Source organism: Streptomyces nanhaiensis, assembly GCF_046614825.1.
Lineage (GTDB): Bacteria > Actinomycetota > Actinomycetes > Streptomycetales > Streptomycetaceae > Streptomyces > Streptomyces radiopugnans.
In genome coordinates, this window is record NZ_JBKJFM010000201.1 from 1 (window position 1) to 8995 (window position 8995).

General features: G+C 71.9%; 8 protein-coding genes. 6 read left to right on the forward strand and 2 right to left on the reverse strand.

What is annotated here, in order from left to right:
* The 4 genes from ACLIYP_RS27625 to ACLIYP_RS27640 form a co-directional block, all read left to right on the forward strand.
* On the forward strand, positions 1-149 hold a 149-nt coding region (locus tag ACLIYP_RS27625), incomplete at its 5' end, for a vitamin B12 dependent-methionine synthase activation domain-containing protein (protein ID WP_412715828.1).
* A gap of 238 nt (positions 150-387) precedes the next feature.
* On the forward strand, positions 388-1062 hold the full coding sequence (locus tag ACLIYP_RS27630; RefSeq protein ID WP_412715829.1) for an HAD family hydrolase: 675 nt from the start codon (positions 388-390) through the stop codon (positions 1060-1062).
* Between the two features lie 387 nt (positions 1063-1449).
* On the forward strand, positions 1450-3048 hold the full coding sequence (locus tag ACLIYP_RS27635) for an ABC transporter substrate-binding protein (RefSeq protein ID WP_412715824.1): 1599 nt from the start codon (positions 1450-1452) through the stop codon (positions 3046-3048).
* A 90-nt stretch (positions 3049-3138) separates the two neighbouring features.
* Positions 3139-4731 carry an ABC transporter substrate-binding protein gene (locus ACLIYP_RS27640; protein WP_412715825.1) on the forward strand — a complete coding sequence of 531 codons (1593 nt, stop codon included), beginning with the start codon at positions 3139-3141 and terminating at the stop codon, positions 4729-4731.
* 109 nt (positions 4732-4840) lie between these two features.
* On the opposite strand, the gene ACLIYP_RS27645 is transcribed toward ACLIYP_RS27640, so the two are convergent.
* Positions 4841-5512, reverse strand: coding sequence for a response regulator (locus tag ACLIYP_RS27645; protein ID WP_093662337.1), 672 nt, complete (start codon positions 5510-5512; stop codon positions 4841-4843).
* Positions 5513-5556: 44 nt separating this feature from the next.
* On the reverse strand, positions 5557-6519 hold the full coding sequence (locus tag ACLIYP_RS27650) for a RecB family exonuclease (RefSeq protein WP_412715826.1): 963 nt from the start codon (positions 6517-6519) through the stop codon (positions 5557-5559).
* A 133-nt stretch (positions 6520-6652) separates the two neighbouring features.
* Between ACLIYP_RS27650 and ACLIYP_RS27655 the strand changes: the two genes are divergently transcribed.
* Together ACLIYP_RS27655 and ACLIYP_RS27660 are read left to right on the forward strand one after the other, a co-directional pair.
* Positions 6653-7882 carry a site-2 protease family protein gene (locus tag ACLIYP_RS27655; protein ID WP_412715827.1) on the forward strand — a complete coding sequence of 410 codons (1230 nt, stop codon included), beginning with the start codon at positions 6653-6655 and terminating at the stop codon, positions 7880-7882.
* 91 nt (positions 7883-7973) lie between these two features.
* Complete coding sequence (locus tag ACLIYP_RS27660; RefSeq protein ID WP_093662343.1) at positions 7974-8873, forward strand: tRNA (adenine-N1)-methyltransferase; 900 nt, start codon at positions 7974-7976, stop codon at positions 8871-8873.
* The last annotated feature ends 122 nt before the right edge of the window (positions 8874-8995 follow it).

Genomic DNA, 8995 nt, shown 5'->3' on the forward strand with positions numbered 1-8995 from the left:
ACCTGGCCGACCGCGCCAAGATCGCCGAGTTGCTGCGGCCGGAGCGGATCGGGGTGACGCTGTCCGAGGAGTTCCAGCTCCATCCCGAGCAGTCCACCGACGCCATCGTCCTCCACCACCCCGAGGCCAAATACTTCAACGCGCGATAGTTCGCGGACCGACGTAAACTGATCTGTCCGGTACAGGCCGGTCGCCCGCACCCGTCAGGTGCGGGCGACCGGCCTTCGCGTCCCTGTAGGAGGCACACGGATGACTCGTCCCCTCTCCCGCGCCGGGGTCCCGCCCGCCTTCGGCGGCGGTGCCCCGGCCCCCGTCTCCGCGCCCGTGCACGTTCCCGGCGGAGGGGGGAGACCGGACGCGCCAGCCGCCCCGCCCCTCGCGCCCGCCGTGTCCGGGGCCGCCGCGGCCGGTCTCCAGGCTGTTCTGCTGGACATGGACGGCACGCTGGTGGACACCGAGGGCTTCTGGTGGGAGACCGAGGTCGAGGTGTTCGCCGAGCTGGGGTACGCGCTGGCCGACGAGCACCGTGAGGTGGTGGTCGGCGGGCCGATGTCCCGGAGCGCGACGTATCTGATTCAGGCCACCGGGGCGGACATCTCGCTGGGAGACCTGACGGTGCTGCTCAACTCCAAGTTCATCGAGCGGGTGGAGCGCGGTGTGTCCCTGATGCCCGGTGCCCGGCGGCTGCTGACGGAGCTGGCCGCGCACGACGTGCCGGCCGCCCTGGTGTCGGCCTCGCACCGGCGGGTGATCGACCGGATGCTCGTCTCCCTGGGGCCGGAGCACTTCGCGCTGACCCTGGCGGGGGACGAGGTGGAGCGGACCAAGCCGCACCCGGACCCGTATCTGCTGGCCGCCTCGCGGCTGGGGGCCCACCCGGGGCGCTGCGTGGTGGTGGAGGACACAGTGACCGGTGTGACCTCGGCGGAGGCCGCGGGATGTCATGTGGTGGCGGTGCCTTCGGTGACGCGGATCGAGCCCGCGCACCGGCGTACGGTCGTGCCGTCCCTGGAGGAGGTGGATCTGTCCTTTCTGCGCTCTCTGATCGCCTCCGCACACTGAGCGTGCGCCGTTCGCTGCATGATGAATGCATCGGAAACCGTGAGCAGTGGACCGTTCATTATCCGTGACGAATACGGTGGCTGAATTCCTGCTTTTCGCCTGGTGGTTGAATGCGTGACGTTCATCACGTGATCCCGGGGCGCGAGGTGGGGTCAGGAGTGGCCGTGGGGGCGGTTGGCCCCTTTTCCGTGCGTCCATGTGTCCCGTTTGGTGCCTGCTCGCGCCGATCGCTCCGCCGTCCGGTTATCGGATTGTGCGGCGGAGTTATCGGAGCGTGATAATTCCGCGCCGGTGACTCGGAGAAGTGACGGACTCCACGGCTACTAATGTCTGTCTCCCGGCCGGAGAATTCGGCAACAGCCTGGCTGGACGAGGAGACCGTCACCGATGAACCGCAAGACGCTGCTGCTGCCCGCCGTCGCGGGCCTGCTGGCCCCCCTGCTCGTTGCGTGCGGCAACGACAGCGCCGGCGGCGGGAACGGCGGGACGATCGTTGTCGGTACCACCGACCGGATCGAGGCCACGGAGAAGGCGCCCGCTCCGCTCGATCCCGCGGCGGTCTACGACGTCAGCACCTGGAACATCTTCCGCAACACCTTCCAGACCCTGCTGCGCCTGCCCCGCGCGGGCAACCAGCCGGAGGCGGAGGCCGCGGAGGAGTGCGGCTTCGCCGACCAGCGCAGCACGCAGTACCGCTGCACCCTCCGCGAGGGGCTCACGTTCTCCAACGGTCACGAGCTGACCGCCGAGGACGTGGTGTTCTCCGTCAACCGCATGCTCGGCATCGACGATCCCGGCGGTCCCGCGTCGCTGCTGAGCAACCTCGACCGGGTCGAGGCGCCCTCCGGGAACGAGGTGGTCTTCCACCTCAGGAAGCCCGACGCCACCTTCCCCCACAAGCTCGCCACCCCCGCGGCGGCGATCCTGGACAGCGAGGTCTACCCGGCCGACGAGCTCCACGAGGGGTACGGGATCACCGGCTCCGGCCCCTACGTCCTGGAGTCCTTCGACGCCGAGGGCGGCCGGGCGGTCCTCGCCCGCAACGAGTCCTACAAGGGCGACCTGGAACTGCGCAACGACCGTGTCGAGCTGCGCTTCTTCGACGACTCCCAGGCGATGGAGAAGGCACTGCGCGACGGCGGCATCGATGTGATGAACCGCAGTCTGTCGCCCGAGCAGATCGACCGTCTGGGGAGTGACAAGGGCGACGGCATCGACGTCGTCGAGATGTCCGGTCAGGAGATCCGCTACCTGGTCTTCGCCACCGACGACCCGGTCGTCGGCCGCAAGGCGGTGCGCCAGGCCGTCGCCCAGACCGTGGACCGCGGCGAGCTGGTGCGCGACGTGTACGCGCGGACCGCCGAGCCGCTGTACTCCATCGTCCCCAGCGGGCTGACCGGGCACCACAACTCCTTCTTCAACGCCTACGGCGAGCCCGACGTCAAGGCGGCCCGCGCCACCCTCGAACGCGCCGGCGTCGACACACCGGTCGAGCTGGAGCTCACCTACACCACCGACCACTACGGCCCCGCCACGGCCGAGGAGTTCAAGGTGCTGGCCGATCAGCTCAACGACTCCGGGCTGTTCAGGGCGACGGTCAAGGGCGTGCCGTGGAAGGCCTACCGGCCCGCCTCGGCCGAGCAGGAGTACGCCGTCTACGGCATGGGCTGGTTCCCGGACTTCCCTGACCCGGACAACTTCGTCGCCCCCTTCTTCGCCGAGGACAACTTCCTGGGCTCCCCGTACGAGAACAACGAGATCCGTGAGCAGCTCATCCCGCGCACACGGGTCAAGGAGCAGCGCGACCAGGCGGTCGACGACTTCGTCCGGGTCCAGGACATCGTCGCCAAGGAGGTGCCCGTGCTGCCGCTGTGGCAGGGCAAGCAGTACGTCGCCGCCCGCGACGGCGTCACCGGAGTGGAGTGGGCGCTCAACTCCTCCTCCGTGCTCCAGCTGTGGGAGCTGGGGAGGGGCGTTCAGGACTGAGCGGTTCCCGCACCACCCGTTCCGGGGCGGTGCGGGGCTGCGCGAACGGGGGTTCGGAGAACGGCACACACCACGGATGAGGATGCGAACGTGAGGAAAAGGGCCCGCTACTGGGCGCTTCCGGCAGGTACGGCCCTGGTGGCCGGACTGCTCACCGGCTGCGGTGACGAGCAGGGGACGAGCGCCGGCCAGGGCGAGCGGATCGTGATGGGGATGACCGACGAGGTCATGGCCGTCGACCCCGCCTCCGGTTACGACCCGGGATCCTGGCTGGTCTTCAACAACGTCTTCCAGTCGCTGCTCAGCTTCCCCAAGAGCGGGACGGAGCCCCAGCCGGAGGCCGCGCGCAGCTGCGAGTTCACCGACGCCGGCAGCCGGGTCTTCCGGTGCGTCCTGAAGGACGGGCTGAAGTTCACCAACGGCAACCCGCTCACCTCCAAGGACGTGAAGTTCTCCTTCGAGCGGACCCTGCGCATCGACGACCCCGACGGCCCGGCCGTGATGCTGTCGAACATCGAGGAGATCGAGACCCCGGACGCCGAGACGGTCGTCTTCCGCCTCGGCTCGCCCGACGCCACCTTCCCGCAGAAGATCGCCTCCGGCGCCGGCTCGATCGTCGACCACCGCGCCTACCCGGCCGACGAACTGCGCACCGACGGCAAGGCCGTCGGCTCGGGCGTCTACCGGCTGGACTCCTACGGGGACGAGGAGGCCGTCTTCTCCGTCAACCCGGACTACGCCGGGCCCGCCGAGGTGAAGAACTCCGGGATGACGATGAAGCTCTTCCACGGTGACCAGGCGGCGCTGAAGGAGGCGCTGAGCAGCGGCGAGGTGGACCTGGCCTACCGCGGGCTGGCCATGGACGACATCGCCGACCTCGACGCGGCGGCGAGCGCCGAGAACGGGGTGGAGGTTGTCGAGGGCACCAGCGCCGAGGTGCAGCACCTGGTCTTCAACATGGAGCACCCGGTCACCGGCAAGCCGGGGGTGCGCAAGGCCGTCGCGTACCTGCTGGACCGCTCCACGCTGATCCGCGACGTCCACCGGCGCACCGCCGAGCCGCTGTACTCGATCGTGCCCGCCGGGATCACCGGCCACAACACCGCCTTCTTCGACGCCTACGGCAGCCGCCCGCAGCCGGCCAAGGCCAGGGCGGCCCTGCGTGCCGAGGGCATCACGGAGAAGGTGGAGCTCACCCTGTGGGCCACCCCGGTGCGCTACGGCCCCGCCACCGTCCGGGAGTTCGAGGAGATCGCCCAGCAGCTCAACGCCAGCGGCCTGTTCGACGCCAAGGTCGAGAGCGTGGAGCTGGAGGAGTACGAGAAGGGCATCGAGGCGGGCGAGTACGGGGTGTACGTCAAGGGCTGGGTGCCCGACTACCCCGACGCCGACAACTTCACCGCGCCCTTCTTCGGCGAGGACAACGTGCTGGGCAACGGCTACGACGCCGGGCGGATCACCTCCAAGCTGCTGCCGCGCACGGCCGCGGCGAGCGACCGCGCCGCCACCGTCGAGGACTTCGGCGAGATCCAGGACATCGTCGCCCGGGACCTGCCGCTCCTGCCGCTGTGGCAGGGCAAGCAGTACGCCGTGGCGCACGAGGACATCTCCGGGCTGGAGTGGACGCTGGACGCCTCCACCGTCTTCCGCTTCTGGGAGATCGGCAAGGGCGCCGGGGGCTGATCCCGCCCCTCCCCGGGCCGTCCCCGGTGCGCCGCCCGCCGCTGCCCCGCGGCGGGCGGCGCACCTGCGTCACCGGCTGCCGGACCCGGTCCCCGTTCCCGGCGGCGTCCTACCGGTCGCCGGGGCGGACCAGCCCGCTCTCGTAGGCGTACACCGCCGCCTGCACCCGGTCGCGCAGGCCCAGCTTGGTCAGCACATGGCCGACATGGGTCTTCACCGTCGTCTCGCTGACGAAGAGGTCCGCGGCGATCTCGGCGTTCGACAGGCCGCGCGCCACCAGCTTGAGCACCTCGACCTCGCGGTCGGTGAGCGTGCCCAGCGCGTCGGGCACCTCCTCCTCGCCCGAGGGCAGCTTCCCGGCGTACTTGTCCAGCAGGCGCCGGGTGATGCTGGGGGCGAGCATCGCCTCGCCGGCCGCCACCACCCGGATCGCCTGCACCAGCTCGGCGGCCGGCGCGTCCTTGAGCAGGAAGCCGGACGCGCCCGCGCGCAGGGCCTCCACCACGTACTCGTCCAGGTCGAACGTGGTGAGCACCAGGACCTTGGCGGGGCCGTCCCGCTCCGGGCCGGTGATCTGGCGGGTCGCCTCCACGCCGTCCATCCGCGGCATCCGGATGTCCATCAGCACCACGTCCGGCTGGAGCGCCCGCACCTGGTCCAGCGCCTGCAGGCCGTCCCCGGCCTCGCCGACCACGGCGATGTCCCCCTCGGCCTCCAGGATCATCCGGAAGCCGGTGCGCAGCAGCGGCTGGTCGTCGACCAGCAGGACGCGGATTGCCACGGGAACTCCTATCGGGGCCGGGGGCTTGACGAGCCCATTCTTGCCTAGCCGGCCGCGCCCTCCGCCTCCGGGAGGGCACCCGGGGAGCCGCCCGTGCCCTCGCCCGCGCCGCCGTCCGGCTCCAGCGGCAGCCGCGGCTGGATCATCAGCGGATACGGCGGGGGAGTGCCCCCGAACTCCGGGCACAGCGCCTGGTGGGCGCACCAGCCGCACAGCGGGCCCGGCCTGGGCCGCCAGTCCCCGGTCTCGGTCGCCTGCCGGATCGCCTCCCACAGGGCCAGCAGCTTGCGCTCCACACCGCGCAGGTCGTTCTCGTCCGGGTCGTAGGTGAGCACGTCGGCGCTGCCCAGGTAGACCAGCTGCAGCCGGCGCGGGATCGTGCCGCGCAGCCGCCACAGCACCAGGGCGTAGAACTTCATCTGGAACAGCGCCTCTGCCGCGTACTCCGGCCGGGGCGCCTTGCCGGTCTTGTAGTCGACGATGCGGACCTCGCCGGTGGGCGCCACGTCCACCCGGTCGATGATGCCGCGCAGCCGCAGCCCGGACTCCAGGCGGGCCTCCACGAACAGCTCGCGCTCGGCCGGCTCCAGCCTGGTGGGGTCCTCCAGGGAGAACCACCGCTCGACCAGCTCCTCCGCCCGGGCCAGCCACCGCGCCAGCTCGGTGCCGTCGGCCGCGCCCTCGCCCCGGGCCTCCGGGCCGTCCTCCGTGAACAGCTCCGCGAGCTCCGGCCGCTTCGCCAGCAGCCGCTCCCACTCCCGTACCACCAGTGAGCGCGCCCGCCGTACGCTGCGCTCGGCGGCGGGGGCGTCGAAGAGCCGCTCCAGCACCGCGTGCACCACCGTGCCCCGGGTGGCCGCGGGCGTCGGTTTCTCGGGCAGCCTGTCGATCACCCGGAAGCGGTACAGCAGCGGGCACTGCATGAAGTCGGCGGCCCGCGACGGGGACAGGGAGTTGGGCGGCGAGGCGGGTGAGGGCGCCTTGCCGGGTGCCGGATGGGAGACCATGGACACGACCCTACGGCCCGCCACCGACACACCGCCGCTTACCATCGATGGCGTACCCCTTCGCACCCCCCTCGCACCTCGCGGCCGCGGGGACGACCACCGGGTGCGAGGGCACCTTCTACGAGGGGAACCCGTGGCGGACACGGACAACAGCGGGCGGCCGGAGCCCGGTTCCGGCGGATCGGCGGACGGCAGGCCGAAGCGCCCGAGGGAGAGCGGCGGCGGCATTCTCATGGGCCGCCCCTTCGGCGTGCCCGTGTACGTGGCGCCGAGCTGGTTCGTCGTCGCCGCGCTGATCACCTGGGTCTTCGGCGGCCAGCTGGAGCGTGTGCTCCCGGAGCTGGGCGGCGCCCGCTATCTGGTGTCCCTGTTCTTCGCGGTCGCCTTCTACGCCTCGGTACTGGTCCACGAGCTGGCCCACACCGTCGCCGCCCTGCGCTTCAAGCTCCCGGTGCGCCGCATCCAGCTCCAGTTCTTCGGCGGGGTGTCGGAGATCGAGAAGGAGAGCGAGACCCCGGGTCGGGAGTTCGTCCTGGCCTTCGTCGGCCCGCTGCTCTCCCTGGTGCTGTCGGGCATGTTCTACCTGGGGCTGTTCGCGGTCGAGCCCGGCACCGTGCCAGCGGTGCTGCTGGCCGGGCTGATGATCTCCAACCTCATCGTCGCGATCTTCAACCTGCTGCCGGGCCTGCCCCTGGACGGCGGCCGGATGCTGCGCGCGGTGGTGTGGAAGATCAGCGGCAAGCCGATGACCGGCACCGTCGCCGCCGCCTGGACCGGCCGTGCGCTCGCCATCGCCGTCCTGGTCGGAATGCCGCTGCTCAGCTACGCGGGGGGCTACGGCGCCGAGGAGGGCTTCGGCGGGGTGGACTCCATCACCGACGCGCTGCTCGCCGCGATCCTCGCCGCGATCATCTGGACCGGCGCCGGCAACAGCCTGCGCATGGCCAGGCTGCGCGAGCGCCTGCCGGAGCTGAGCGCCCGCGCCCTGACCCGCCGCGCCGTCCCCGTCTCCGCCGACACCCCCCTGTCGGAGGGGCTGCGCCGCGCCAACGAGGCCGGGGCCAGGGCCCTGGTGGTCGTGGACGGGCAGGGGGAGGCGGTCGCCGTCGTCCGCGAGGCGGCCATCGCCGGGGTGCCCGAGCACCGCCGCCCCTGGGTGGCGGTGAGCACCCTGGCCCAGGACATCACCGAGGGCATGCGGGTGTGGGCCGAGCTGGCCGGCGAGGAGCTGCTGGAGCACCTGCGCGCCACCCCCGCCAGCGAGTACCTGGTGGTGGAGGAGAGCGGCCGGATCTACGGGGTGCTGTCGGCCGGCGACGTCGAGCGGGCCTTCGTGGCGGCCATGGCCAAGCCCGCCCCCTGAACCGCGGGGCCCGCACGTCCCGCCGCCCCCTCCGGGGCGCCCGGGGGGCTCGATTACGGCCGGGGGGCGTGCCTGGACTACCCTTGCCCCCATGTCCGAACCGACCGGTGCCGCCCGCCGTCGCGGGCCCTTCCAGGTCGGGGACCAGGTCCAGCTCACCGACCCCAAGGGACGCCACTACACCTTCACGCTCGAGGCGGGGAAGAGCTTCCACACCCACAAGGGAGCCTTCCCCCACGACGAGCTGATCGGTGCTCCCGAGGGCACGGTCGTCCGTACCACGGGAAACGTCGCCTACCTCGCGCTGCGTCCCCTGCTCCCCGACTACGTCCTGTCCATGCCGCGCGGCGCGGCCGTCGTCTACCCCAAGGACGCGGGGCAGATCCTCGCGATGGCCGACATCTTCCCCGGCGCGCGCGTCGTCGAGGCGGGTGTCGGCTCCGGCTCGCTGAGCACCTTCCTGCTGCGGGCGGTGGGCGACCAGGGCATGCTGCACTCCTACGAGCGCCGGGCCGACTTCGCCGAGATCGCGCAGGCGAACGTCGAGCGGTACTTCGGCGGCCCGCACCCGGCCTGGCGGCTGACCGTCGGTGACCTCCAGGACAACCTGTCCGACACCGAGGTCGACCGCGTCATCCTGGACATGCTCGCCCCCTGGGAGTGCCTGGAGGCCGTCTCCAAGGCCCTCGTCCCCGGCGGCATCCTGTGCGCCTACGTCGCCACCACCACCCAGCTCGCCCGCACCGTGGAGTCCATCCGCGAGCACGGCACCTTCAACGAGCCGGCCGCCTGGGAGACCATGGTGCGCACCTGGCACGTCGAGGGCCTGGCCGTCCGACCCGACCACCGCATGATCGGGCACACCGGCTTCCTGCTCACCGCCCGCCGGCTCGCCGACGGGGTGGAGCCCCCGATGCGCCGCCGCCGCCCGGCCAAGGGCGCGTACGGGGAGGACTACAGCGGCCCGGGCAGCGGCTCCGGCCGCGGCTGAGGCCGCACCCACACCGTCCACGACCCGCGATGCCGCGGTCGCCCGGCTCCCGCGGGGGCCGGGCGACCGCGGCATCGCGGCGGGCCGGGAGACGGCCGGGCGGGGACGGGGCTGAGGAGAGG